The organism is Citrobacter sp. RHB35-C17 (genome assembly GCF_013816795.1).
GTDB lineage: Bacteria > Pseudomonadota > Gammaproteobacteria > Enterobacterales > Enterobacteriaceae > Citrobacter_A > Citrobacter_A amalonaticus.
Window position 1 is genome coordinate 3,228,659 of record NZ_CP057150.1, and the last position, 21,283, is coordinate 3,249,941.

General features: G+C 51.6%; 28 protein-coding genes, 1 tRNA gene and 1 pseudogene. 19 read left to right on the plus strand and 11 right to left on the minus strand.

Annotation, left to right across the window (positions count from 1 at the left end):
* Positions 1 to 22 precede the first annotated feature (22 nt).
* The 8 genes from HVZ37_RS15425 (at position 23) to HVZ37_RS15460 (ending at position 3,474) form a co-directional block, all read left to right on the plus strand.
* The gene (locus HVZ37_RS15425) at positions 23 to 832 is read left to right on the plus strand and encodes a DNA-binding protein (protein ID WP_181627695.1); all 810 of its coding nucleotides are present in this window, start codon (positions 23 to 25) and stop codon (positions 830 to 832) included.
* Positions 829 to 954 (plus strand): sodium:solute symporter, encoded by a 126-nt coding sequence (locus tag HVZ37_RS15430; protein WP_181627696.1) that lies wholly within the window; start codon positions 829 to 831, stop codon positions 952 to 954. The genes HVZ37_RS15425 and HVZ37_RS15430 overlap by 4 nt, the downstream gene beginning before the upstream one ends.
* On the plus strand, positions 951 to 1,175 hold the full coding sequence (locus HVZ37_RS15435) for a hypothetical protein (protein WP_125368520.1): 225 nt from the start codon (positions 951 to 953) through the stop codon (positions 1,173 to 1,175). Before HVZ37_RS15430 ends, HVZ37_RS15435 begins: the two co-directional genes overlap by 4 nt.
* A 234-nt stretch (positions 1,176 to 1,409) precedes the next feature.
* Positions 1,410 to 1,631: a hypothetical protein gene (locus HVZ37_RS15440; RefSeq protein ID WP_109740695.1), complete on the plus strand. Its 222-nt coding sequence runs from the start codon at positions 1,410 to 1,412 to the stop codon at positions 1,629 to 1,631.
* Positions 1,628 to 2,119 (plus strand): hypothetical protein, encoded by a 492-nt coding sequence (locus HVZ37_RS15445; RefSeq protein WP_181627697.1) that lies wholly within the window; start codon positions 1,628 to 1,630, stop codon positions 2,117 to 2,119. The genes HVZ37_RS15440 and HVZ37_RS15445 overlap by 4 nt, the downstream gene beginning before the upstream one ends.
* Positions 2,116 to 2,706 carry an ead/Ea22-like family protein gene (locus tag HVZ37_RS15450; protein ID WP_181627698.1) on the plus strand — a complete coding sequence of 197 codons (591 nt, stop codon included), beginning with the start codon at positions 2,116 to 2,118 and terminating at the stop codon, positions 2,704 to 2,706. Before HVZ37_RS15445 ends, HVZ37_RS15450 begins: the two co-directional genes overlap by 4 nt.
* A 1-nt stretch (position 2,707) precedes the next feature.
* On the plus strand, positions 2,708 to 3,268 hold the full coding sequence (locus tag HVZ37_RS15455; RefSeq protein WP_181627699.1) for a 3'-5' exonuclease: 561 nt from the start codon (positions 2,708 to 2,710) through the stop codon (positions 3,266 to 3,268).
* A gap of 20 nt (positions 3,269 to 3,288) precedes the next feature.
* Positions 3,289 to 3,474, plus strand: a complete 186-nt coding sequence (locus tag HVZ37_RS15460) for a hypothetical protein (protein WP_099531370.1) — start codon at positions 3,289 to 3,291, stop codon at positions 3,472 to 3,474.
* Here the strand turns inward: HVZ37_RS15460 and HVZ37_RS15465 are convergent.
* On the minus strand, positions 3,458 to 4,627 hold the full coding sequence (locus tag HVZ37_RS15465; protein ID WP_181627700.1) for a site-specific integrase: 1,170 nt from the start codon (positions 4,625 to 4,627) through the stop codon (positions 3,458 to 3,460). The two genes, HVZ37_RS15460 and HVZ37_RS15465, sit on opposite strands and share 17 nt — an antisense overlap.
* A gap of 195 nt (positions 4,628 to 4,822) precedes the next feature.
* Here HVZ37_RS15465 and HVZ37_RS15470 point away from each other — a divergent pair.
* A tRNA-Arg gene (locus HVZ37_RS15470) sits at positions 4,823 to 4,897 on the plus strand.
* Between the two features lie 37 nt (positions 4,898 to 4,934).
* Here HVZ37_RS15470 and preA read toward each other — a convergent pair.
* Both preA and HVZ37_RS15480 read right to left on the minus strand, forming a co-directional pair.
* On the minus strand, positions 4,935 to 6,170 hold the full coding sequence (gene preA, locus HVZ37_RS15475) for an NAD-dependent dihydropyrimidine dehydrogenase subunit PreA (RefSeq protein ID WP_042999957.1): 1,236 nt from the start codon (positions 6,168 to 6,170) through the stop codon (positions 4,935 to 4,937).
* Positions 6,164 to 7,405, minus strand: coding sequence for an NAD(P)-dependent oxidoreductase (locus HVZ37_RS15480; protein WP_044258446.1), 1,242 nt, complete (start codon positions 7,403 to 7,405; stop codon positions 6,164 to 6,166). The genes preA and HVZ37_RS15480 overlap by 7 nt, the downstream gene beginning before the upstream one ends.
* A 462-nt stretch (positions 7,406 to 7,867) precedes the next feature.
* Here HVZ37_RS15480 and HVZ37_RS15485 point away from each other — a divergent pair, with 462 nt between their 5' ends.
* Positions 7,868 to 8,746, plus strand: a complete 879-nt coding sequence (locus tag HVZ37_RS15485) for a nucleoside deaminase (RefSeq protein WP_044258443.1) — start codon at positions 7,868 to 7,870, stop codon at positions 8,744 to 8,746.
* A 116-nt stretch (positions 8,747 to 8,862) separates the two neighbouring features.
* On the opposite strand, the pseudogene HVZ37_RS15490 reads toward HVZ37_RS15485, so the two are convergent.
* Positions 8,863 to 9,473: pseudogene (locus HVZ37_RS15490) on the minus strand (DUF1062 domain-containing protein).
* A gap of 292 nt (positions 9,474 to 9,765) precedes the next feature.
* Here HVZ37_RS15490 and HVZ37_RS15495 point away from each other — a divergent pair.
* Positions 9,766 to 10,017, plus strand: a complete 252-nt coding sequence (locus HVZ37_RS15495) for a zinc ribbon domain-containing protein (protein ID WP_042999953.1) — start codon at positions 9,766 to 9,768, stop codon at positions 10,015 to 10,017.
* A gap of 7 nt (positions 10,018 to 10,024) precedes the next feature.
* A complete protein-coding gene (locus HVZ37_RS15500; protein WP_181627701.1) occupies positions 10,025 to 10,612 on the plus strand; it encodes a dienelactone hydrolase family protein in 588 nt (195 codons plus the stop codon).
* 14 nt (positions 10,613 to 10,626) lie between these two features.
* Here the strand turns inward: HVZ37_RS15500 and HVZ37_RS15505 are convergent, their stop codons facing one another.
* The gene (locus tag HVZ37_RS15505) at positions 10,627 to 11,100 is read right to left on the minus strand and encodes an isoprenylcysteine carboxylmethyltransferase family protein (protein ID WP_230324125.1); all 474 of its coding nucleotides are present in this window, start codon (positions 11,098 to 11,100) and stop codon (positions 10,627 to 10,629) included.
* Positions 11,101 to 11,227: 127 nt separating this feature from the next.
* Between HVZ37_RS15505 and HVZ37_RS15510 the strand changes: the two genes are divergently transcribed.
* Complete coding sequence (locus HVZ37_RS15510) at positions 11,228 to 11,413, plus strand: YegP family protein (protein ID WP_181628490.1); 186 nt, start codon at positions 11,228 to 11,230, stop codon at positions 11,411 to 11,413.
* 42 nt (positions 11,414 to 11,455) lie between these two features.
* On the opposite strand, the gene HVZ37_RS15515 is transcribed toward HVZ37_RS15510, so the two are convergent.
* The 4 genes from HVZ37_RS15515 to cynR all read right to left on the minus strand — a co-directional run bounded on the left by HVZ37_RS15515 (position 11,456) and on the right by cynR (position 14,764).
* Positions 11,456 to 12,178 carry an amino acid ABC transporter ATP-binding protein gene (locus HVZ37_RS15515; RefSeq protein WP_044327364.1) on the minus strand — a complete coding sequence of 241 codons (723 nt, stop codon included), beginning with the start codon at positions 12,176 to 12,178 and terminating at the stop codon, positions 11,456 to 11,458.
* Positions 12,165 to 12,929 (minus strand): amino acid ABC transporter permease, encoded by a 765-nt coding sequence (locus tag HVZ37_RS15520; protein WP_042999949.1) that lies wholly within the window; start codon positions 12,927 to 12,929, stop codon positions 12,165 to 12,167. Before HVZ37_RS15520 ends, HVZ37_RS15515 begins: the two co-directional genes overlap by 14 nt.
* A 67-nt stretch (positions 12,930 to 12,996) precedes the next feature.
* Positions 12,997 to 13,764, minus strand: a complete 768-nt coding sequence (locus HVZ37_RS15525; RefSeq protein ID WP_042317722.1) for a basic amino acid ABC transporter substrate-binding protein — start codon at positions 13,762 to 13,764, stop codon at positions 12,997 to 12,999.
* A gap of 106 nt (positions 13,765 to 13,870) precedes the next feature.
* Positions 13,871 to 14,764 carry a transcriptional regulator CynR gene (gene cynR, locus HVZ37_RS15530; RefSeq protein WP_181627702.1) on the minus strand — a complete coding sequence of 298 codons (894 nt, stop codon included), beginning with the start codon at positions 14,762 to 14,764 and terminating at the stop codon, positions 13,871 to 13,873.
* Between the two features lie 110 nt (positions 14,765 to 14,874).
* Between cynR and HVZ37_RS15535 the strand changes: the two genes are divergently transcribed.
* From HVZ37_RS15535 to HVZ37_RS15550, 4 genes are all read left to right on the plus strand, one after another.
* Complete coding sequence (locus tag HVZ37_RS15535; RefSeq protein WP_042999948.1) at positions 14,875 to 15,534, plus strand: carbonic anhydrase; 660 nt, start codon at positions 14,875 to 14,877, stop codon at positions 15,532 to 15,534.
* A gap of 32 nt (positions 15,535 to 15,566) precedes the next feature.
* Positions 15,567 to 16,037, plus strand: a complete 471-nt coding sequence (cynS, locus tag HVZ37_RS15540) for a cyanase (protein ID WP_044258425.1) — start codon at positions 15,567 to 15,569, stop codon at positions 16,035 to 16,037.
* Positions 16,038 to 16,098: 61 nt separating this feature from the next.
* Positions 16,099 to 16,557: a nucleoside deaminase gene (locus tag HVZ37_RS15545; RefSeq protein WP_042999946.1), complete on the plus strand. Its 459-nt coding sequence runs from the start codon at positions 16,099 to 16,101 to the stop codon at positions 16,555 to 16,557.
* Positions 16,554 to 17,735: a cyanate transporter gene (locus HVZ37_RS15550; protein WP_044267793.1), complete on the plus strand. Its 1,182-nt coding sequence runs from the start codon at positions 16,554 to 16,556 to the stop codon at positions 17,733 to 17,735. The genes HVZ37_RS15545 and HVZ37_RS15550 overlap by 4 nt, the downstream gene beginning before the upstream one ends.
* Before the next feature lie 147 nt (positions 17,736 to 17,882).
* Here HVZ37_RS15550 and HVZ37_RS15555 read toward each other — a convergent pair whose 3' ends face one another.
* Positions 17,883 to 18,125 (minus strand): DUF2545 family protein, encoded by a 243-nt coding sequence (locus HVZ37_RS15555; protein WP_042999944.1) that lies wholly within the window; start codon positions 18,123 to 18,125, stop codon positions 17,883 to 17,885.
* Between the two features lie 422 nt (positions 18,126 to 18,547).
* On the opposite strand from HVZ37_RS15555, the gene lpxP reads away from it, so the two are divergent.
* Both lpxP and ypdK read left to right on the plus strand, forming a co-directional pair.
* Positions 18,548 to 19,468: a kdo(2)-lipid IV(A) palmitoleoyltransferase gene (gene lpxP, locus HVZ37_RS15560; protein ID WP_042999943.1), complete on the plus strand. Its 921-nt coding sequence runs from the start codon at positions 18,548 to 18,550 to the stop codon at positions 19,466 to 19,468.
* Positions 19,469 to 19,838: 370 nt separating this feature from the next.
* Positions 19,839 to 19,910 carry a membrane protein YpdK gene (gene ypdK, locus HVZ37_RS15565; RefSeq protein WP_010723117.1) on the plus strand — a complete coding sequence of 24 codons (72 nt, stop codon included), beginning with the start codon at positions 19,839 to 19,841 and terminating at the stop codon, positions 19,908 to 19,910.
* Positions 19,911 to 19,974: 64 nt separating this feature from the next.
* Here the strand turns inward: ypdK and alaC are convergent, their stop codons facing one another.
* Positions 19,975 to 21,213 (minus strand): alanine transaminase, encoded by a 1,239-nt coding sequence (gene alaC / locus HVZ37_RS15570; protein WP_042999942.1) that lies wholly within the window; start codon positions 21,211 to 21,213, stop codon positions 19,975 to 19,977.
* Positions 21,214 to 21,283: the final 70 nt, after the last annotated feature.

Here is a 21,283-nt window from a genome sequence, read left to right on the forward strand (position 1 = left end):
CCCACCACCTGAAGGAGTAACCATGCCAAGCTTAGGCCAACTCTACAATGACAAAGACGCCGGGTTAACAACCCGCAAAACCTACAATGTCCCTCTGGATAAAATATACGCCGAGGAAGGCTACAACGTTCGTGAACTCAACCAGACGCATATTGAAGAATTCCGCGATGCATTTATTGCCGGTGAATATATCCCGCCTCTGGCCGTAGAAGTTACCGAGCGCGGTGTAAAGGTGATCGATGGTCATCACCGATATTATGGTGCGCTGGCTGCCATCGAAATGGGGCACGACATTGTGCGCCTGGAGTGTAAAGACTTCATCGGGAGCGAAGCGGATAAAATCGCTTTCATGGTAACCAGCTCGCAAGGGCTTGCCCTTACTCCCCTTGAGCGTGGTGCGGCATACCATCGCCTTCAAAATCAGGGATGGAGTCCTTCAGAAATAGCGGCAAAAGTTAAACGTTCTGAGTCCGATATCCTGCAACACCTTCAACTTCACGAATGTACCCCGTATATCAAAAAGCTCGTGCGTGATGGTTCGATGAATTATGCCATCGCAATCGGTATCTCCCGCGAGCATGGCGTGTATGCCGATCGCGAAGCTTCACGGCTGATGAAGAAAGCTGAAGCCGCAGGTAAGAAAAAAATCACTAAAAGCATAGCCAGTCCTCAGTTTAATGCCGGGAAAGCCAGGAAGTTCCTGGAGCTTATTTCTTCATGTGCTGAGGATTCCGGCGAAGTGCTGACCATTGAAATTCCACCAGCAATGCAGGCTGAAATAACCTCCATTCTTCGCGAATTTCGGCACGAGGCTGATGAGGTGGCTTCATGAAAAAAGTTACTGAACTGGCGATGTGGACCCTGCTCTTTTCTTCTCTTTCTGGAATCGGTTTAACCGCAGGGTTCTATTGCTTCATCGCCACGGCACGACTGATAGCGAGGGTGATTTCATGAATATCGAATACCAGGATAAGGGCGCGGCGGCAAACATCATCATCACCAGTACCGTTTTTGAGTTTCGTCGTCATGTTCGCGTCGTTGATACGGTTCTGATGTGTACGCCGGGGGTTATTGCAGAGCGTCGCGGCTTCTTCCTGATGAAGACTGTGATCTCAGGTCGCTCTAAAGAAATGCTTCGAGCCAATAAGACGGCGAAGCGGGAGGCGGCACGATGACGGTTTTTGAATACATCCAGGCTCATCCAAACACCACCAGCGGTGACATCGCCAGAGGGCTGAACAAGAAGACGCCCGCTGTGGCAGGCGCAATATCCCAGCTTTATACGACTGGTCGCGTTGTGAAATCAGGGATGTGTAACGGTGTCCCTACTTACCGCGTTAACGACCTCCCTTATGGGTGTGGTAACGCACTGCTAATTCAATTCAACCAACTACTGATGGAGTGTCGCCGTGAAGCAGTCCGATTTACCGCGCTGCCCTGAGTGCGGACTGATGCCGGAATGGGGGCTTAAAAAGGATTATCACGGACTTTATCGCGGAGAACTGCGTTGCCCGTACAACCATTACCGGGTCCCGCTGAATGGTCCTGTTGGTAGTGAGGATCGTGCGAAAGAGAAATTATCTTCAGCATGGATTGAGTTAACAGCAAATATTCATGAGGCCGGGAAATGAGCACAGGTATCGAACTCATGCAGCACGCGCTGGGTATCAACGAGCGTAACAGGACGCCTTACCGCAATTATTTCCTCGCTGGCGACGGTCATACTGATAACTCGAAGTGGCAAGCGCTTGTTGCTGATGGTTGTGCCACTTCTCGGCTGGCACCTGATTTCGTCGGCGGTGGCGTTCTCTATCACGTCACAGATAAAGGCGAAGAGTTGGCGATTGCTGCGCTGCCTGAGCCAAAGAAAAAGACACGATACGAAGATTACCTGGATGCAGATAGCTGCCTGTCATTCAGTGAATGGTTGTTGGGCTACCGGCTTCCAGAAGTCGAATATAACCGACATGGTAAATGCCGGATGTACCGCTGCTCATATGACGCGGCGTATGGATATCCGCGCCGTGATGTTGAAGGCGAGTGGTGCGACACCAAAAAATCGGCAAAGGCTAGTTACAAAGAGGCGCTGCGGAAATCTAAACAGGAGGCCGCCCAATGAGCAACATCGACAAACAGGCGCTGCGTAAAGCAGCGATAGCTGCAACAGGCGGGAAGTGGGTATTTTCGCGATCAGGTGCCAATTCAAACGTACAGGCACCAATTGAGTTACAAAAAGGCGGCAGAGCGCTTGTTGTACTGTGCAAGTTAAACAACGCCGGTTGGAGCGGTCAGATTCAGACAGAAAATAACGCAAAGTTTATAGCCGTCGCCAACCCAGAAACCGTGCTGGCGCTGCTGGATGAGCTGGAAGCCGCAGAGCATACGGCAGCAGTAGACCATGAAGCGGCCTGCTCTCTGGTTGAAGAAAACGAAGAGATGAAGCGAAAACTGGAAGCCGCAGAGAAGCGCATAGCAGAACTGGAGGCGCGGGAGGTGAAGGTGCTGGATGGTTACGTGATGGTACCGATCGTTCCGACAGAGGACATGGCTATTAACGGCTTCGAGTCTGAGCCAGATCCACATTTCAGCGATGAAAAAGAGTGGGCTGAATACAAAGCATTGAGCGGATGCAGAAAGGCAGCGCGTCGGGCTGAGTTGTGCTGGGCGGCGATGATTAAAGCAGTACCAAAACAGGAGACTTTATAACGTGAACAATTTAATGATCGACCTCGAAACAATGGGTAATAAACCAAATGCCCCGATCGTTTCAATTGGTGCTGTTTTCTTTGATCCTCAATCTCGTGAATTGGGTCCTGAGTTCTATGCAGTTGTCAGCCTCGAAAGTGCAATGAAGTCAGGCGCAGTTCCTGATGGCGATACTATTATTTGGTGGATGAAACAAAGTGCAGAAGCGCGGGCGGCAATTTGCATTGATGATGTAATGCCGATCGCCGATGCACTTTCTGAATTGAACCATTTTATTCTTCAGCACGCCGACAACCCGAAATATATGAAGGTCTGGGGAAACGGTGCAACATTCGATAACGTCATTTTACGAGGTGCGTATGAGCGCGCTGGCCACATCTGTCCGTGGAAATTCTGTAATGATCATGACGTACGAACAATCGTAACCCTCGGTCGCGGGATAGGATTCGATCCCAAGCAAGACATGCCATTCGATGGTGACATGCATAACGCACTGGCCGATGCCCGTCACCAGGCAAAATATGTATCAGCCATCTGGCAAAAATTAATTCCTGCTGAATGAATTAATAGAAGAGGTAAATTATGACTACTACCGATTTTATGGAAGAGCAGGAAGTGTTTGACCTGCTCAAAAAGAAAAAAACAGCAATCTGGCGTTTACGAAAAGAACATGGATTCCCTAACCCGGTACTTACCTACCCTTCCCGATACAGCAGAAAAGCTGTAATGAAATGGATAGATGAGGGTGGCGTCAACCGAGCTGTTTGACATGCCAGAATATCTTATCAGCATACAGTTCATACGCATCTTTCTGCTCCACCAGCCAGTCATGTTTGTTATAAACCGCCATCACTCCCCCCAGCTCATGCCCCAACATCTTTTCAAGGACGTGGGGCATCACCCCTTCCCCCGATAAGTTTGTCACCAGCGAGCGCCTGAAGTCGTGTGTTCGCCACTCCGGAATATCAATTTTATCCCTTAATTTTTTCATGTATAGATTGGCTGACGAGCGATCTATCGCCTTGTCCAGTTCCTGACCGGGGAAAAGAATATCCCTGCCGGAATTGAGTAACCTTTCCACGTATGGTTTCACCTGGTCGAATACAGGTCGCCGGATAACGTTTCCCATCTTGGAATGCTCTCCTGGTGTGGTCCAGATGAGATCATCCATATTAAACTCGCTGACAGTTGATAGGCGCAATTCAGACAAACGGGCACCCCATAGCAGCAGTAACTGGTGCAGAACTTTGTTGGAGGAAACAATCTTGTTGTTCTCCAGCGCCAGCCAGACTTTTGCAAGCTCGGTATATGTAAGAACCCGGCTACCAACATCGGGCTTTTTCCCAATGGTTTTAACGCTGAGTTTCAATACGTCACATGACGGGATCAACTGACGACTAATGCACCAGTTCATCACGGATCGAAGCTGGAGAAGTAATACCCTGGCTTTCTTGCCGTTCTTCTTTTCCTGCTTATCGAAGAACCTGACCCAGGATGAAACGGGAATGTTGACTACCGGCGCATCCGGGAATTCTGTGTACATGGTGTTGTACACAACAGACTTGTACAGCGTCTGAGTGTTGGGCTTGAGTGTCTCAACGTATTTGGTCCACCACTGATCCAGACACTCCTTCAACGTTAGCTCGCCATCTTCTTTGGCAAAATAATTTTTAGGGTTCAGTCCCTTGATGTACAATTCGCGCATCTCACCGACTATCACGCGAGCCTCTTTGAGAGACATAGCAGGATATCGGCCAACAGAAAGGCGAACAGGCTTACCGTTCCATCGGTAACGATACTGAAACGTAATCGTTCCGGTTGGGGTGATACGCACACTCAGACCGTCACCATCTGTGACTTCGGGTGCGCCATTGTAAGGCTTGGCATTTATGCTGCGAAGTTTGGTATCACTGAGGGCCACGGCTTAGTATCCTGTACACACTGAACTTCAGCATTCTGTACTCAATCTGTACGCAATGGCAAGTGAACGAAGTGATTTCATAAGCGGAAACATGAGAAAGGTTACGAAATAAAAGGAATGAAATGCTTGATGGGGTGCGGACTGATAGGATAACATTCAACACAAGAAGAACACTTAAAAATCAGTTAGTTCAAAGTCCCCTTAGTTAAATGGATATAACGAGCCCCTCCTAAGGGCTAGTTGCAGGTTCGATTCCTGCAGGGGACACCATCCGGCCCACCGTGGCGAGCCGGAAAACGTCCGGGCGTTAAAGGGTGACCGAATGCGCTTTTTCGCCGGGTTTGAATACTACCTCTCCGAGGCTGATACACGCGACCGGGCAAACATGGCCGCACAGCAGGCAGCCGACGCATTTTTCGGTATTGCAGTGCGGGGTCCGCGTCTGTTCGTTCCACTCCATCGCCTGATGACCACCGTCGAAGCAAGAAATGTAGCAACGACCGCAGCCGACGCATTTTTCCTGATTAATATGCGGGTAAACGATATAACTGCGGTCGAGATCTTCTGCCGGAACGATATTGGCATTTGCCAGCCCCACCATCTCATCCAGCGAGTCGAAACCCTGATCGTTAAGATAGTGCGACAAGCCGCTGATCATATCTTCAACAATGCGATAACCGTACTGCATGATGCCGGTTGTCACCTGAAGTGTTGCGGCGCCCAGCAGCAAGAACTCGGCAGCATCTTCCCAGGTTTCAATTCCACCGATACCGCTAATCGGAAAATCTTTCAGCTCAGGATGGGTGCGTAGCTGCTGAATGAAGCGCAGGGCAATCGGTTTCACCGCTTTACCTGAATAGCCCGAAATACTGGATTTGCCGTTGACGACTGGCAGACCCAATTTACGCTTGAGGTCAATATTGGTAATTGACTTGACGGTGTTGATGGCGGCAATACCATCGGCGCCACCGCGTTTCGCCGCCAGCGCAACCTCGCACATATCGCCGATATTGGGCGTCATTTTAGCGAGCATCGGCAGAGAAGATCCGCGTTTCACCGCCTGGCAATATTTCTCCACCAGTTCAGGACTTTGCCCCACATCGCTCCCCATGGCGTGAGAGGTCATCTGCGGACAGGAGAAGTTGCATTCAATCATATCCGCGCCAGCCTCTTCGACCAGACGCGCCAGATCCTGCCACTGCTGCTCATTTTCCCCCATGATCGAGGCGATCAGCACCTTATCCGGGTAATCTTGTTTGAGCCGACGAATCGCCGCAAGATTTTCTGCCAGCGGGTGCTCAGCAATCTGCTCCATGTTTTTAAAGCCGATAAACCCGGTGTCTTCTTTAATCAGATGGTCGAAGCGGGGAGAAACTTCGTTGGCGATAAAGAAACCGATGGTTTTAAAAACGATGCCGCCCCAGCCGCTATCGTAGGCTTTAGCGCACATCTCATAGCAATTGCCGACCGGGGAAGAAGAGAGGCAGAACGGATTGGGAAACTTCACGCCGCAGAAGGTAATAGAGAGATCTTTGGTTAGCATGATGATGCCTCCTCTAAATAGTGATGAATGGCTTGAGCGGCTTCTTTCCCGGTTTTAACGGCATACACCACGGTTTTATCTCCCTGGACGATATCGCCAGCGGCGAACAGTCCCGGAACTGCAGTCTGGTAATGTTGAGTGTCGACGGTATTGCGTTGTACCCGAATGCCGGAGAAGGCTTCCAGCCCGGCATGCTGACCGACGGCGAGGATAATTTTTTCTGCGGTCAGAGATAGCTCGCCAGGCAGGCGCACGTGCCTGAAGGTGACCTTATTTCCGTCAACTGCCGTTGGCGTAAAGCCATCAATGATAGAGACGCCCAGCGCCTGGGTGGTGGTGAACTCTTTTTCACTGGCCGGGAACTCCGCAAGCTCTTCACGCGCCACGCAGGTAACCGATTCACAGCCGAGAATTTTGAGCGTACTGGCCACGTCCATGGCGACATCGCCGCCGCCAATCACCAGCGCGCTTTGCGGCACGGATATGCCACCCGCCTTGCCACGCGCGCGTTTTAAAAAGTCGACGGCGATTTCTGCCGTCCCCGCGTCATTAAACAACGGCAGCGACATGCCTTTTGACAGGCCGACCGTCAGCAGGACAGCGCGATATTCAGCTTTGAGCGCCTCCAGCGTGACAGTGTTGCCAATCTCGCAGCCACAGCGGATTGTCACCCCCATTTCCGTAATACGCGCAATTTCAGCGTCCAGCACCGATTGCGGCAGACGGAATTCAGGAATGCCGTGGCGCAACCAACCGCCGGGTTGGGCCGTTTTTTCGAACACAGTGACGTCATAGCCCAGATTGCACAACGTGACACTGGCCTGCAAGCCGGCAGGGCCCGCCCCCACGATGGCGACGTTGCCCTTATCTTTACGACCTGGCTGATAAATCTGCATCTGCGTTTGTCGTTCAAAGTCGGTGACAAACCGTTGCAAACGGGCAATATCGATAGGTTTATCAATTCCGGAACGGGAACAGCCGTGCTGGCAGAGTTTTTCCGTGGGACATACCCGGGCGCAGACGGCGCCAAGCGCGTTATTTTCTCTAATGGTTTCGGCCGCGCCCTTAAAGTTACGGAAATAAACAGAGCGGATAAATTTCCCCGGGTCTGTTTCCGCCGGACAGGATCGGCTGCACGGTGCGTCGTGACACAGCAAACAGCGGGAAGCTTCTTTGATAGCCAACAAGGGCGTGAAGCCAGGAATCAGTTCATCAAGGTAGTCTCGTTGCGACATATGCCATTCCTTAATAATAAGTTTACGTAAGGCAAACTGAGTACAAATAGCTACTTATGAGGCTAGGCTTATGACTGAATGGATGTTGTGAAAGCATTCACAGATAACCAGATAAAAAGTATGGAATTACAGCGACCGCAAGAATAGATAAGATGCGAATAGAAACTATTTTTGTAATAAGAACGCATTAATTGTGTTATGCAAAAAAAGACGGTTGCGAAAAAACGCGCAGCCGTTTGGCACGGCGTCAGTCGTTCCGGGAATACTGATGTTTTTATTCGGCGGCATCGCACAGGGGATCGGCGCGTTTATGCAGAAATCTCTTTTCAAATAAATAATGAGTCACCAAACCTTACGTAAATAACGCTTTTTTGTGTGGCAGTAAATTCTGTTATTGTTCCTTGCCAGCGGAATAACGGCGGTGTAATAATTCATAAAAATACGCCACGGAATAAATAACTTATGGATGATATTATTCAACTTGAATCCTATATGCGCCACGCCATTCGTGAAGCGGAAGAAAGTCTGCGTGAAGGAAATAAAGGTTTTGGCGCAGTCATCATCAAGGATGGGGAAATCATTGCCTCTGCGCATGATGGTGAGGAAACAGAATCAGACCCGACATCGCACGCGGAAATTAATGCCATTAAACTCGCCGGGAAAAAGATCGGCAAAGATTTATCCGGTTGTCTTCTTCTCTCAACCAGTGAACCCTGTCCGATGTGTGCCTTCGCCATTGCGTGGTCAGGTATCAAAGAGATAGCCTTTGGATACTCTATTCAGGATGCGCTGGCCCAGGGGCGGCGGCGGATTTTATTCCTCTGTACCGAAGCGTTTGATAAAGCAGGAATGGATATTACCGTACATAAAGGTATTCTTCAGCGAGAATGCGCAACTCTTTATCGCGCGGATGTTCGAAATGAAATCAATAGACTACGTTCGGCGACCGATGACGATCTTAGGGCGCTGAATGCCGATTCCATTGCGCGTCGAACGGCCTGGTTCTGTGAGAATAGCGCGATACTGCGTGCTGAACACAGCAATCTGTTAGAAGCGGCCCATCGCTTGCTGGTAAGTCGATTTCACACCACAGTTGATGAAATGCCTGTGGTGGCGAGAAGTGAAAAACAGATCACGTTCCATTCCATGAATTTCTGTCCAACGCTGGAGGCGTGCAAAATATTACGTCTGGATACACGGCACGTGTGTAAACTCCTGAATGAAGATTCCACAAACAGGCTGGTCAAAAATATTGACCGCAGGCTTCGCTTCTCGCGGAATTACGCGAATCTGCGTCCCTATACGCCTTTTTGCGAAGAATTTATCTCACTTGAAGATTGATATTTCAGGAGAAATTGTCCGTAAAATAAAAAGACCTCATCACGGAAACGCGATATCCCTCGCAGGATTGACGCGTTGGACGGTGACGCCCGCTATACTGGCGGGCGTCGTCTGGTTTAGCGTTTCACTCCGATGTATATTTTTCGGGTTGCGTAGAACGCGTCGGGACTCATCCAAAACTCATGAGTCGTCTCATGAATTTTGCGATTTTTTAGCTCACGCAGCGTAATGCCGCGAATCTTCCCTTCTGCAATCCGTCGCGCGACCTCCCCGTACTGAGTCGTAACTGCTTTTTCATCACCGACAACAGACTGACCTGAAAGGCGGTCGTTAAGCGGATAGTGACCTTCACCTGTTGATGCCGGGCAAGCGTCATCCGCCACTGTTCGCGAACAGCAAACTCCGGGCTACCGGAAAGCTCAGCATTATTTCGCTTCAAAACCTGGCGATCGTGAGCGAAAAGCAGGATCGCGCTTGCGTCATTGCCAACGATCCGCGCAAAAAGATCGCGGTCAATACGGCTGACAGGGAGTCGAGAGAACAGATTGATATTCCAGGTATAATCGCAATGAAGGCACTTATAGATGCTCCAGACATCAAGCAGCTTCTTTTGCGAATTCATTCTGAAAGCCCCGGAAGGGATGAAATCGCGTTTGATATTGCAGGCAGGACAGCGCTTCGCAATGCGCTGATATCCCACGGGACTGACAGTCCATGTGACGTGCATGTTGACCCTTTTTTAACCCATACAAAAACGGATTCGTCCTGGACGAACCATGAATTTTGCTATGCGAAAAATATTTGAAGATATTTTTCAGTGGGTTAAGAAAAGATTTCCAGCACAACAATCCCTTGAGTTACCGATAGGCCAGCAAGACTAACAGACCCCTGGCCTCTCAATACATAAATCAAATCAATATTTGTGACACTACTATCAGGGTTATTTGATCTGGCATCGGATTCTTCTCGAAAAATAACCGTATATTCATTCATCAACCACAGGATACAAGGAGCGTGAAATGTCACAGCAAGAACAGTTTTGCCATGCCTGCGGAATGCCACTTTCCGCACCCGATGCCAAAGGGGCGAGCGATAAATACTGTGCCTATTGCAGCGATGCCGAAGGCAATCTGAAGCCCTGGGATGACGCCGTTTCCGGTCTGGCAGGATTTCTGGATTCCTGGCAAAAAGTGGGCCCTGAGGAGTCACGTAAGCGCGCAATCCGTTACCTGACATCCATGCCTGCCTGGGCACACAAAGCAGACGACTAAACCGCCGATGCCAACCCAACGGTCAGATGCCGTCGTGATCCTGCATGAAATCTACGGCATCAATGCGCATATACATCGCACCAGGGAAATGTGGCGGGCGCGTGGTTTCGACGTCTACGTTCCCGCACTTTTTCAGCATGACGCGCCGTACAGCTATGCTCAGCAGGACGAGGCGTATCGCTATTTTTCAAACCACGTTGGTTTTGATCCACAACCCATCTTAACGTTGCTTACCACACTGCGTGCGCAACATCGCAAATTGATTGTCATCGGCTACAGCACCGGGGCAACGCTCGCATGGCGGGTCGCAGGAAGCGGCTTGTGTGACGGGGTTATTTGTCATTATGGCTCTCGCATTCGCCAGTACAGCGATGAGTTACCGCACTGCCCTGCGCTGATGATCATGGCTCGCCATGAGCCGTCATTCGACCCTACGGCGCTACAACAGAAGCTGGAAACATTGCCCCTGGTGCAATGTCATATGTACGATGCACAGCACGGCTTTTGTGACGCAGACAGCCCCGGATACCTTGCGTGGCAGGCGCGCCATGCTGTCGCTGATGCCATCGCATTTGTTGACGCGGTTTGCGGATAGTCGACATCCTGCCTTTATAGCCAGCGGCGAACCTGTTTAGTGTAGTGCTCCCACTGTGCACCAAAGCGCTTATGTAACTCGAACTCTTCAAAATCGATATGCAACCGGGCCACCACCAGCATAAAGAGCGGCACGGCAATCATGCCAGGCAGACTGCCCATCCAGAGCGCAACGGCAAATTGCACACCGGTCAGTCCAAGATAAATAGGATTTCGACTCCAGGCATAACATCCGTGCGTAACCAGCGTCGTTGTTTTATCCGCCTGTAGTGGATTGAGGGTAGTGCGACTCACATGCATGTGCCACGCGGTCGTCAGAATGACGCCGAGACTGACTGCAGCAATCGCCAGACTCAGCACCTGGGTGACCAGGCCAAAGGTAAAACGCGGATTTGCGGTCAAACAATCCCCGACCACAAAGATTAACAAAATGACCGGCGGCGGAAACCGACTTCTGAGCTTTGCGAGACGCACATTGATCTGTTTCATTTCTCTCCTTCTGCATCGCGACTAGTTTGAGACTTTACAGTTCCCTTCGAATAGTGCCTGATAAATTATCACTAAACGATGCTCAATACGGTCCGGTAATTCCTCTCTTTTCAAAAAGGCGATAATGATGGCCGGTTGGTTTAAATTGAGTAAGAGTACAAACGATCAATTCCGTTTTGTATTGAAAGCAGGTAATCATCAGATTATTAGCGCTAGCCAGATGTATGCCTCCGTGCAATCGCGTGATGCGGGCATCGCGCCAGTAAAAACAAACGGCAGTTGCAAAACGATAAAAGAGCAGATCGGATTTTGACGTAATTGGCCAGATCGGGAAATACCGATCTGGCCTCTAATATTAAAGAACCTTACTTAAAAACTCAGCCGTTCGCGGATTCACTGGCGACGTAAAAAGCACGTCAGGCGATCCCTCTTCCTGGATAATACCGTGATCGATGAAGATGACCCGATCAGCCACTTCACGGGCGAACCCCATTTCGTGGGTGACAATCGCCATGGTCATGCCTTCATTGGCCAGATTCTTCATAACCTCCAGCACATCCCCCACTAACTCTGGATCCAGCGCCGAGGTTGGCTCATCGAACAACATGATCGAGGGGTTCATTGCCAGCGCGCGGGCAATCGCCACACGTTGCTGTTGACCGCCCGACAGGCGTGAAGGCCAGGCGTCGCGTTTATCGCTTAATCCGACCTTTTCCAGCAACATTTCTGCCCGGCTGGTCGCATCGCGACGCGAGAGCCCCAACAACATTTGCGGTGCCATCATCAGGTTGTCCAGCACCGTCATGTGCGGAAACAGATTAAAACGCTGGAACACCATCCCCACGCTTTCGCGCATTTTATTGAGATCGGTTTTGCGATCGTGAACGGCAAAACCATTCACCATCACTTCGCCTTCGGTGACTGTCTCAAGCGCATTCATACAGCGTAAAAAGGTGCTTTTCCCGGACCCTGACGGGCCAATGATACACACCACTTCCTGCGGTTTGATATCACAGTCAATCCCGCGCAGAACGTGGTTGTCACCAAAATGTTTATGTAAATTTTTAATGTGGATCACTTTTACCAAACCTTTTTTCCAGACGGTTAACCAGCTGCGCCAGCAGGAAGGTGAGTACCCAGTACACCAGTGAAATGGTCAGGTAGGGTTCCCAGTAGGTGGCGTAAGCGCCTGAAACCGTACGCGCCGCGTAGGCCAAATCGGCAAGACCGATCGCCGAGGCGAGTGAGGAATCTTTGACAATCGCAATGGCGTTATTGCCCAACGGTGGAAGAATACGGCGAAAAGCCTGAGGCAGAATGACTTTGCGCATGGTTTTCCACCACGGCATCCCCAGCGCTCGCGAGGCCTCCATCTGACCAGGGTCAATCGACTGGATCCCCGCGCGGAAGATCTCAGAAACATAAGCCCCGGCATTCAGCGTGATCGCCACAATACAGGATAAGAAAGCCCCGTAGCCCGAGCGCAATTCGCGGGCAAAATCGGCGCTCATCAGCCCGCTGGTGACCAGAATTCCGTCACGGGGATTGATGAACAGCGGTACCAGCGCAAAATGGACGACCATGATCTGAACAAACAGTGGCGTTCCGCGAAAGGCGCTGACGTAGAAACGAACGGGATATTGAACAAAATAGCGGAGTGCGTATTTCCAGAAACCGTGCTCGGCTTTCGCCATGCGGCCCAGCCCCAGCGTCAGCCCCCAGAGTGTGCCAAGACAGACACAGATGATGGTGCATTTTATGGTCATCCACGCGCCTTCCATAAATAATGGCGCATACTCCTGGATGATTTCCCAACGAAATCCCGTCATGGTTTTCCCCTGCAAAAAAGCTGACACAGACCGCGTGTCAGCCTAAAAAATAAATTAATAATGCAAATTACTCTGACGGAAGCGTCGGGACTTCACTGTCAAACCAGGTTTTATAAATTTTATCGTAGGTACCGTCAGCGATGATTTTCTTCAATCCCGCGTTAATCTTTTGCTGTAATTCGGTATTCCCTTTGGCGACCGCAATACCAAAATACTGGCGCTCAAACTTGGCATCCGGCACAAGCTTGAACTGTTTTTCCGGATGCTGCTTGATGTAGTATTTCACCACGCCAACATCGCCAACCGCCGCGCTGACGCCATCTTCAAATAATTCCTGCAGCATTAACGGCGTGTTGTCGAAACGCTTAATTGCGGTGCTGTTTTTCCCGAGAACGCCAGAAACCACAATGTCGCCGGTACTGGAGTTAACGACGCCAACCTTTTCCGTTTTCAGCGAGTCCAGAGAACTCACTTTTGAATCAGCCGGAACGACAATGGACTGCTCCGCCGGGAAATAAGGAAGAGAAAAATCCACCATCTGCTTACGTTTATCCGTGATGGTGATCCCCGAGATAATGATGTCGCGATCCCCGGAACCCAGCGTCGCAAAGATACCTTCCCACGGCGTGTTGACCAGTTTGACATCAAAATTTTCTGCTTTAGCAATGGCTTTAATAATATCGATATCAAAGCCTTCCAGTTGTTTCTGGCTGTTTTCAAATTCAAATGGGCGATAGGTGCCACCCGCGCCGACCACGTAGGTTTCTTGTGCTGCAAAAGCGGCCCCGGTCAACGCCATCATCAAACATCCTGCTTTTATCCACTGACTGAACATTCCCTTCTCCTTTTATTTTTATGCACATTTACTGCATAAAAATACCCAAACTACTTTCCTTATGCAATCACAATCTGCTCCGCGGCTTACCTCGCCGAAACGCCGCTTAGCGTGTCGTTTTCACAGTCTTAACGCCTTCTTGCGCCATCGCGACAAACGCCCTGGCGGCGGCGGTTCGCCAGGCGCCTTTGCGCTGCAATAATACGGCCGTGCGTTCGAGCAGTTGTGGCGTCAGTGAAATGGCCCGCAGATCGTTGCTTTGCAACGCGATAGGCGCAGGCAATAGCGTGGATAATCCCGTGCGCCGCACCAGTTCCAGCACCGCGCTGATGGAATTAACCTCCATGTGGATCTGCGGTTGCAGTCCAGCCTGACGACAGTAACGATCAATCTGTTCCCGGGTAGCAAACTCCGCGCTCAATAAAATCAACTTTTCATTATTGAGCACGCTTAAATCCACCAACGCCTGTGCCGCCAGCGGATGATGATTCGCCACAACCAGGGCCAGGTTTTCAGTCAGCAACGGCTGTGCATCGATATCCGCAGAGTGAATCTCATCAAAAGCAATGCCAACATCCAGTTTATCGTTGACCAGCCTCTCTTCGATGTTGTCCTGCGAGAGCTCCTGCAACTGTAAAGTCACATTAGGATAGCGGGTATAGAATTTGGCCAGTAACGGGCCGATAAACCAGGCGGTAAAGGTAGGCGTCACCGCGACGCGCAGGGTCCCCCGGCTCAGATCCTCCACATCATGAATGGCACGTTTGCCCTCTTCCAGCGCCTGTAGCGCGCTACGCGCATAGCACAGATAAACCTCTCCCGCATCGGTCAACCGGGTCAAACGCCCGCTACGATCGAACAACTGAACGCCCAGCGCCTCCTCCAGTTGCCGGATTTGCTGTGAAAGCGCCGGTTGCGAAACGTGCAGCGCCGCCGCTGCGCGAGTGAATCCGTGATGTTCCGCGACGGCAAGAAAATAGTGAGTGTGTCGATCCAGCATCGCCTTTACCCATAAGATTTTCCAATAACCTCAATTATAAATGAGTCTTTTATCTTATGATATGAAGTGCGTAGCCTGTGTCCATCGCATAGCGAGACAGAGGATTATTCGTGAAAGAGATTATTGATGGCTTCCTGAAGTTTCAGCGCAAGGTCTTTCCTGAACGCGCGGAATTGTTCAGACGCCTTGCCACCCAGCAAAACCCCCGGGCGTTATTCATCTCCTGTTCGGACAGCCGCCTGGTTCCCGAACTGGTCACGCAGCGCGAGCCTGGCGATCTGTTCGTGATCCGCAACGCCGGAAATATTGTGCCGTCATACGGGCCGGAGCCCGGCGGGGTAACCGCCTCGGTGGAATACGCCGTCTCTGCGCTTCGCGTCAGCGACATTGTGATCTGCGGACACTCAGACTGCGGTGCGATGACCGCCATTGCCGGCTGTCACTGCCTGGATCATATGCCTGCCGTCAACCACTGGTTGCGTTATGCGGACTCCGCTCGCGTCGTTAACGAGTCACGAATGCACACCTCTTTGGCTGAGAAAACGGCCTCAATGGTGCGTGAAAACGTCATCGCGCAACTCGCCAACATCCAGACCCATCCCTCCGTGCGCCTCGCGCTCGAAGAGGGGCGCATCGCGCTACACGGCTGGGTATACGACATCGAAAGTGCAGAGATTGCCGCTTACGACGGTGCCAGCAGACAGTTCGTCTCTTTGGCGAAAAACCCAGACACCTGCGCGATGCCTTACCGCCAGCCATCCGCAGCCTGAGCTATTTTTTAACGTATCAATGAGGATTCATCATGATTCAGTCGCAAATTAACCGTGATATTCGCCTGGTCCTGGCTGACCAGATCCTGCTGAGCAAAGCCAAAAAGGATCTCACATTTGCCCAGCTTGCGGACGGTACCGGCTTATCCGAAGCCTTTGTCACCGCCGCGCTGCTCGGTCAACATGCCCTCCCGGCCGATGCTGCGCGCCTCATCGGCGAGAAGCTGGCCCTCGACAGCGATGCAGTCCTGTTGTTACAGACCATTCCCCTGCGCGGCAGTATTGACGATCGCGTACCGACAGACCCGACGATGTACCGCTTCTATGAGATGTTGCAGGTTTACGGCACCACGCTAAAAGCGCTGGTCCACGAAAAATTTGGCGACGGCATTATCAGCGCCATAAATTTCAGGCTGGATGTAAAAAAAGTGGCGGATCCAGAAGGTGGCGAGCGCGCCGTGATTACTCTGGATGGTAAGTACTTGCCAACGAAGCCTTTTTAATCCATCAGAACGGTACGCGCAGGCGTATCGTTCTTCTTTTATTTGCTCACAGGAGTAAAGCATGTCTGCACATGATAACTATCTGCAACAGGCGTTGGCCCTGGCGGCCCGTAACGTTGAACAGGGTGGACGCCCGTTTGGCGCGGTCATTGTCCGCAACGGCGTCGCGATCGCCGAAGCCGTCAATACGCTGCACCTGGATGATGATCCCACCGGACATGCGGAACTCAATGCCATTCGGGCGATTGCTGCCCATTCAGGCAGTGCAGCGCTCCGCGAATGCGTGGTTTACGCCAGCGGACAACCGTGCCCAATGTGCCTTAGCGCGATGTATCTCACCGGGGTGAAAGAGGTCTGGTTCGCCAACAGCAATGGCGACGGCGAAACGTTCCGTCTTTCTACGGCTGCCATTTATCAGCAACTACAGCAGCCTCTCGAGCAGCAAACCCTGCCCGTTCATCATCTTCCGCAGCCTAACGGTCTGGCGGTGTATCAACGCTGGGCTGAAAAACAGTCATGAACAAAACTCCCCGCGTTGGCCTGATGCTGCTGGTTCTGGTGCTGATAGGCCTGAACATGCGTCCGCTGCTGACTTCTGTCGGCCCGCTTCTGCCACAGCTGCGCGCCGCCAGCGGCATGAGCTTTGCCGTGGCGTCGCTGCTCACGGCGCTACCGATGATCGCCATGGGCGCGTTGGCGCTGGCAGGCGGGTGGATCAATCGCCATATCAGCGAGCATATCAGTGTCGCCTTGAGTTTGTTGATGGTGATGACCGGCGCGTTGCTTCGTGAACTGGCGCCGCACAGCGTTGTGCTGCTCAGCAGCGCTCTGCTGGGCGGCATTGGTATCGGGATCATTCAGGTGGTGATGCCCACGGTGATTAAGCGTCTTTTTCATCGCCGCATGCCGCAGGTGATGGGACTCTGGTCGGCCGCATTGATGGGGGGCGGGGGACTCGGGGCGGCGCTGACGCCGTGGATCGCGCAACACAGCGAACTCTGGCATCGCTCGCTGGCATGGTGGGCCTTGCCCGCGCTGATTGCTCTGGTTGGCTGGCTAGCACAACGCCGCTCCGCAGAGATGCCGATCACTCACCCGAAAGGTGCCGCCGTGCGCGTCGTCCTCAACCCGCGTGCCTGGACGCTGGGGCTTTATTTTGGCGTGATCAATGGCGGTTACGGCAGTCTGATTGCCTGGCTGCCGCCGTACTATATTCAACTGGGCAAAAGTGCGCAGTTCAGCGGCACGCTGCTGGCGCTGATGACCGTCGGTCAAACGGCGGGAGCGCTCATATTGCCTATGCTCGCGCATCATCAGGATCGCCGTAAATTGCTGCTTTTCACGCTGGCACTACAGATGCTCGGCTTTTGTGGTTTTATCCTCTGGCCTGCGCAATTGCCGATTCTCTGGGCGGTGGTGTGCGGTATCGGCCTGGGCGGCGCGTTTCCTTTATGTCTGGTGCTGGCGCTCGACCATGCCCGACATCCGGTAATCTCCGGTAAATTAGTCGCTTTCATGCAGGGGATTGGTTTTATTATTGCTGGCCTCTCTCCCTGGCTCTCTGGTCTCTTGCGCAGTCTGAGCGGCAATTACTGGCTTGACTGGACGTTCCATGCCCTCTGTATCGCCGGACTGATGGCGCTCACAGTGCGTTTCGTTCCCGCACGCTATCCACAGGAGTGGTCAGTCGCCGAGTAAGGCGCGAACGGAAGAACAGAGGATTAACCGGGTCGTTTCGGGGGGGCTGACAACGGAAGTGCCAGTTGGCTGGCACTTTCCCACAGGACGCGACAACCCAATATAAAAATGGCAATCATCAATAATAATGATTTATTGCCGTGCAAATTAACGCTTACCGTAACCCACCATAAAACGAATGATCAGGCCGCAGGCAGGTGAAAGAAAAAGAAACAATCCTGTGACCATTTCATCACCCGCAGTCAACCACATCGTGGTGTAGTATATCAGCACTGCCAGAACGACCATGCCAAGAAGCGCGCTAATGGCTGATATCCAACCTAAAACCTGCGCGATATACCCGCTGACCCCCAGCATACTCGCGAGCAGAAAGGCTAAAAAAAAGATCATCGCTGTACCTCCTTTTTGCGTGAACTCCAAACCTAAATCCTTACTCTCCTTATACTTTTCATCATAAACTAAAGCGCCACCACCAGCAAATTTCACAACTTTTTTATAACAAGTCTAATTATACGAATATTCCGCATTGCGCTTTTCTAACCTTATTAAAAACAAATAATTAAAAAACACGCCATTATCCTTTATACGCCATGCAAATATTTACGCTTCTTGATTAATTATTTGTGGCTGACATTAATCCCCTGATGGTACATTATACGTCCAGCATTCATGCCCCTCGTGGTTTTATCCTGACGCAGTTTTACACTCTTAGCAGGAACCATTGTCGTACATGATGGCCTAAGACATTGAGTGTACCGCGTTGGAGAATTCATCTTCTGCGATACAAAAATGGGTATCTATAGAAGGTGTTTATGTTCCCAACATGCAAATTTTCCCGCGCGTTTCTGCATCCGCGTTACTGGCTCACCTGGTTTGGCCTCGGTGTGCTTTGGTTATTGGTGCAACTGCCCTACCCTGTTCTGTGCTTTCTCGGCACCCGGACGGGCACACTGGCGCGCCCCTTACTGAAACGTCGCGAGTCAATTGCCCGTAAAAATCTTGAGCTCTGCTTCCCGTCTTATTCTCAGGAACAGAGAGAAAAGATGATTGAAGAGAATTTCCGTTCTCTCGGGATGGCGCTGCTGGAAACCGGTATGGCCTGGTTCTGGCCTGACCGTCGCGTGCGTAAATGGTTTGATGTTGAGGGACTGGAAAACCTACAGCGCGCGCAGGCGCAAAACCGCGGCGTGATGGTCGTTGGCGTTCACTTTATGTCACTGGAACTGGGTGGCCGGGTAATGGGGCTTTGCCAGCCGATGATGGCAACCTATCGTCCCCACAACAATCCGCTGATGGAATGGGTACAGACCCGTGGACGGATGCGTTCGAATAAAGCGATGATCGGCAGAAACAATCTGCGCGGTATCGTCGGTGCCCTGAAAAAAGGGGAAGCCGTCTGGTTTGCCCCCGACCAGGATTACGGCCCGAAAGGCAGTTCTTTCGCGCCGTTCTTCGCCGTTAAAAACGTAGCGACCACTAATGGTACCTATGTGTTGTCGCGCCTGTCAGGTTCCGCGATGCTCACCGTAACGATGGTCAGAAAAGCCGGTAATTGCGGCTACCGTCTGTATATCTCACCAGAGATGCAAGGCTACCCGGCGGATGAAAATCAGGCTGCTGCCTATATGAACAAGATTATCGAGAAAGAGATCATGCGCGCGCCCGAACAGTATCTCTGGATCCATCGCCGCTTTAAAACCCGTCCAATGGGTGAAACCTCACTCTACATTTAAAAAAGGCCGCAAGGCCTTTTTTATTGCCTGTCACTCGCCAATAACCTTGATTATGTTATGGTTTTTATCCTCGTTTTTCAGGTCGTCAATCGCGTCGCTCAAATGTGATTTATTACCGTCTGCAATTATACTGTCGCCGAATCACGACAGTTGTAAGTTACTAAAAGTAAATAAAAAAATCCCTCTTGTCTCGCCTCATTTTTAGGCGTACATTAGCGCCGTCTGGAGCAATCAACGCACAGAATTCTGAGGTGGTGCCGTAAACGAAATGAGGAATATTCTGGGTTTCGTTTTTACCGGTATCAGCTCTCTATAATCAGATGAGATGAAATTCATTCAGGCGTATCAGTTATTGCGCGGAGAGATGAAAGTGAAATATTTCTTTATGGGCATTTCTTTTATGGTCATCGTTTGGGCCGGTACGTTTGCTCTGATGATCTAAAGACAACAATGCAGCAAAAAAACAGGAGCCGATGGCTCCTGTTTGCGTTTGGAAGGACTGGGTTTTACTCAAGTGTCTCAGAGGGTGATTTCGTCCCGGCTGGCAGCAAGCCATCGGCGCGGAACATTGATTTAATCCCTCTGATCGCCTGACGAATGCGATCGCGGTTCTCAATCAGCGCGAAGCGGACATGGGTATCGCCGTAATCACCAAAACCAATGCCTGGCGATACACATACTTTGGCGTCGTTCAGTAGTTTCTTCGCGAAGTCCAGCGACCCCATGCCGGCATACTGTTCCGGGATCTTCGCCCATACGTACATCGAAGCCTTCGGCATTTCGACCATCCATCCGGCCTCATGCAGGCCTTTCACCAGCACGTCACGGCGACGCTTATACTGCTCGGCGATATCCCGTACGCACTGCTGATCGCCTTCCAGCGCCGCAATCGCCGCAACCTGCAACGGGGTAAACGTCCCGTAATCGTGATAGCTCTTAATCCGCGCCAGCGCGTTGACCAGCGTTTTGTTACCGACCATAAAGCCAATACGCCAGCCGGCCATGTTGTAGCTTTTCGACAGGGTGAAAAATTCCACCGCCACGTCGCGAGCGCCAGGCACCTGCATGATGGACGGCGCTTTCCAGCCGTCGTAAACGATGTCGGCATAAGCCAGATCGTGCACCACCAGCACATCGTAACGCTTCGCCAGCGCGACCACTTTCTCAAAAAATTCTAACTCAACGCATTGTGCCGTCGGGTTAGACGGGAAGCCGAGGATCATCATCTTCGGCTTTGGATAACTTTCGCGAATCGCACGTTCCAGCTCGTTGAAGAAATCGATACCTTCCACCAGCGGAACAGAACGGACCTGCGCGCCGGCGATCACCGCACCGTAAATATGAATGGGATAACTGGGGTTCGGCACCAGCACCGTATCACCGTGATCGAGCGTGGCCAGCATCAGATGCGCCAGCCCCTCTTTTGAGCCGATGGTGACAATCGCTTCGGATTCCGGGTCAATATCGACATCATAACGTTCCTGATACCACCGGGAGATGGCCCGACGCAGACGCGGAATACCGCGAGAAGTTGAATAACCGTGCGTATCCGGGCGCTGCGCCACGGTACACAGTTTTTCGACGATATGAGGCGGCGTCGCGCCGTCCGGGTTCCCCATGCTGAAGTCGATAATATCTTCGCCGCGCCGACGCGCAGCCATCTTCAGTTCAGCGGTGATGTTAAAAACGTAAGGGGGAAGACGATCAATACGCGTAAAGCGACGTTCAGGGCGAGAGTCAGCCATAATTTCCTCAGATTCACGTTAGCGCCCGGACCGTCCGAGCGACGCTGCCACGATGGTGGCACGTTTAGAA

What these genes read in the sequence shown, in the direction of transcription:
- cynR (WP_181627702.1), bottom strand. Translation starts at nt 14,764, where the DNA reads ATGCTGGATCGACACACTCACTATTTTCTTGCCGTCGCGGAACATCAC.
- lpxP (WP_042999943.1), top strand. Translation starts at nt 18,548, where the DNA reads ATGTTCCCAACATGCAAATTTTCCCGCGCGTTTCTGCATCCGCGTTAC.
- preA (WP_042999957.1), bottom strand. Translation starts at nt 6,170, where the DNA reads ATGCTAACCAAAGATCTCTCTATTACCTTCTGCGGCGTGAAGTTTCCC.
- HVZ37_RS15555 (WP_042999944.1), bottom strand. Translation starts at nt 18,125, where the DNA reads ATGATCTTTTTTTTAGCCTTTCTGCTCGCGAGTATGCTGGGGGTCAGC.
- alaC (WP_042999942.1), bottom strand. Translation starts at nt 21,213, where the DNA reads ATGGCTGACTCTCGCCCTGAACGTCGCTTTACGCGTATTGATCGTCTT.
- HVZ37_RS15520 (WP_042999949.1), bottom strand. Translation starts at nt 12,929, where the DNA reads ATGACGGGATTTCGTTGGGAAATCATCCAGGAGTATGCGCCATTATTT.
- HVZ37_RS15495 (WP_042999953.1), top strand. Translation starts at nt 9,766, where the DNA reads ATGTCACAGCAAGAACAGTTTTGCCATGCCTGCGGAATGCCACTTTCC.
- HVZ37_RS15445 (WP_181627697.1), top strand. Translation starts at nt 1,628, where the DNA reads ATGAGCACAGGTATCGAACTCATGCAGCACGCGCTGGGTATCAACGAG.
- HVZ37_RS15510 (WP_181628490.1), top strand. Translation starts at nt 11,228, where the DNA reads ATGGCCGGTTGGTTTAAATTGAGTAAGAGTACAAACGATCAATTCCGT.
- HVZ37_RS15450 (WP_181627698.1), top strand. Translation starts at nt 2,116, where the DNA reads ATGAGCAACATCGACAAACAGGCGCTGCGTAAAGCAGCGATAGCTGCA.
- cynS (WP_044258425.1), top strand. Translation starts at nt 15,567, where the DNA reads ATGATTCAGTCGCAAATTAACCGTGATATTCGCCTGGTCCTGGCTGAC.
- HVZ37_RS15545 (WP_042999946.1), top strand. Translation starts at nt 16,099, where the DNA reads ATGTCTGCACATGATAACTATCTGCAACAGGCGTTGGCCCTGGCGGCC.
- HVZ37_RS15500 (WP_181627701.1), top strand. Translation starts at nt 10,025, where the DNA reads ATGCCAACCCAACGGTCAGATGCCGTCGTGATCCTGCATGAAATCTAC.
- HVZ37_RS15550 (WP_044267793.1), top strand. Translation starts at nt 16,554, where the DNA reads ATGAACAAAACTCCCCGCGTTGGCCTGATGCTGCTGGTTCTGGTGCTG.
- HVZ37_RS15435 (WP_125368520.1), top strand. Translation starts at nt 951, where the DNA reads ATGAATATCGAATACCAGGATAAGGGCGCGGCGGCAAACATCATCATC.
- HVZ37_RS15505 (WP_230324125.1), bottom strand. Translation starts at nt 11,100, where the DNA reads ATGAAACAGATCAATGTGCGTCTCGCAAAGCTCAGAAGTCGGTTTCCG.
- HVZ37_RS15480 (WP_044258446.1), bottom strand. Translation starts at nt 7,405, where the DNA reads ATGTCGCAACGAGACTACCTTGATGAACTGATTCCTGGCTTCACGCCC.
- HVZ37_RS15430 (WP_181627696.1), top strand. Translation starts at nt 829, where the DNA reads ATGAAAAAAGTTACTGAACTGGCGATGTGGACCCTGCTCTTTTCTTCT.
- HVZ37_RS15425 (WP_181627695.1), top strand. Translation starts at nt 23, where the DNA reads ATGCCAAGCTTAGGCCAACTCTACAATGACAAAGACGCCGGGTTAACA.
- HVZ37_RS15460 (WP_099531370.1), top strand. Translation starts at nt 3,289, where the DNA reads ATGACTACTACCGATTTTATGGAAGAGCAGGAAGTGTTTGACCTGCTC.
- HVZ37_RS15485 (WP_044258443.1), top strand. Translation starts at nt 7,868, where the DNA reads ATGGATGATATTATTCAACTTGAATCCTATATGCGCCACGCCATTCGT.
- HVZ37_RS15525 (WP_042317722.1), bottom strand. Translation starts at nt 13,764, where the DNA reads ATGTTCAGTCAGTGGATAAAAGCAGGATGTTTGATGATGGCGTTGACC.